At 55.7% G+C, this 1362-nt stretch carries 2 protein-coding genes; both read left to right on the forward strand.

Going from position 1 to position 1362, the window contains the following annotated elements:
* On the forward strand, positions 1 to 457 hold a 457-nt coding region (locus ACT3UA_RS18895; RefSeq protein ID WP_444617872.1), incomplete at its 5' end, for a transposase.
* 617 nt (positions 458 to 1074) lie between these two features.
* Positions 1075 to 1200: a hypothetical protein gene (locus ACT3UA_RS18900; RefSeq protein WP_255248283.1), complete on the forward strand. Its 126-nt coding sequence runs from the start codon at positions 1075 to 1077 to the stop codon at positions 1198 to 1200.
* Positions 1201 to 1362 lie beyond the last annotated feature (162 nt).

The following is a 1362-nucleotide window of genomic DNA, read 5'->3' on the forward strand; positions in this document are numbered from 1 at the left end:
TGGTGCGAAAGCGAACTTGTTCGACACGGACGGCAATCGAGTGACGGCGTTCTTGACCAATGCTCCGCGGTTCAACGTGGCGTTCCTTGATGCTCGGCATCGTGCCCGTGGCCGGTGCGAAAATCGGATCAAAACGCTCAAGAGCACGGGGTTGGGCAAGCTGCCGTATTGGTCTTTTACCGCGAATCAGGCGTGGGCTGACCTGGCAATGTTCGCCTTGAACTTGGTCGCATGGCTGCAGCTAGCTGCGCTGCCTGGTGGTCATGGGGCTTCGGTGTGGGATCTGAAGCGGTGGCGGTACCGGCTGTTTTCGATGGCTGGGAAAATCGTCTCTGGTGGGCGGCAACGCCGGCTGTTGATCCCGGTGAGAGCACCAGAAGCGCAGTTGCTTTGCCAGTTGCAGGAAGGTATTGGTGTGTTGTTTCAGCGGTGGCGGCGCGGTGAGCTGGCTGCTTGAATTGGCGGTTGTCCTGTTGTTTCTTTGGTTTTGAAAGATCATTTCAGTCCAGGTCGGTGGAGCCTGGCACCCAGCGCTGGTGTTTCGGCGCTCTTTGGCGTGGGCGGAATCAGTAACGGCCACCGGGAATCCTGGGTATCGGATTTCGGCGGCCGTCAGAGACCTCATGAAAAATCTGGGCTAGGGCGAAACATAGAAGTGGTGGCCGACATGGGGAAGAGCAGGGTGGCTGGCTTTACCGGGTATCGTCGAACATTTGATGCTTTCGTGGCGCTGTTCGACCGCTATCGCGTGGATCAACTCATCCCCTAAGTGGTGCCTATCTCTGGGCCAGAGAGACGAGCGTCGCCGCAACGGCTTAGCCGTCCACGTCGAGAATAAACAGGCGCAGCAGCTGGGAATGCGCTGTTATCGAAGCATTTAACCGGCCTGGGCGGGGGATCAAAGTCTGGTGAAAGCGGAATCTCCGTAGGTGGGAATTTTCGCGGGATTGCGGGCCGGCGTCGGGGCGTAGTTCTCCAGCGGAGAAATATGGCGGTTGAGCTGAGGGCGGAGTCATTCCCAGTTTTGTGCACAGAACTGGGAATGATGTACTTAAAACTCGGCACGATGCGCTCTTGACGTACGAAGAGGTTCTCGTAGCGATGGTCAATGACGAGCGAGATGCACAGCATCAGAACGAGTTTATGGAGTCGAGCGATGATCATTTCACCGAAGGCCACCCGTTCATGACGAAACTGTAGCCGGAGCAGGTTTGGGTACTTAACTTCACTGGAATTCCAGGTTCCATCGGCTGAGCAAGAACATGAAAGTTATTGTTAACCCAATGGATCAACTGGCTTAACTAGAACGTTCGCAAGAGTCACTTCCATGAATCGGTTAGGGAGAAGCTGAGTCTTTTGGGC

Origin of the sequence: Glutamicibacter sp. 363 (genome assembly GCF_052379505.1) — a bacterium.
Taxonomy (GTDB): Bacteria; Actinomycetota; Actinomycetes; order Actinomycetales; family Micrococcaceae; genus Glutamicibacter.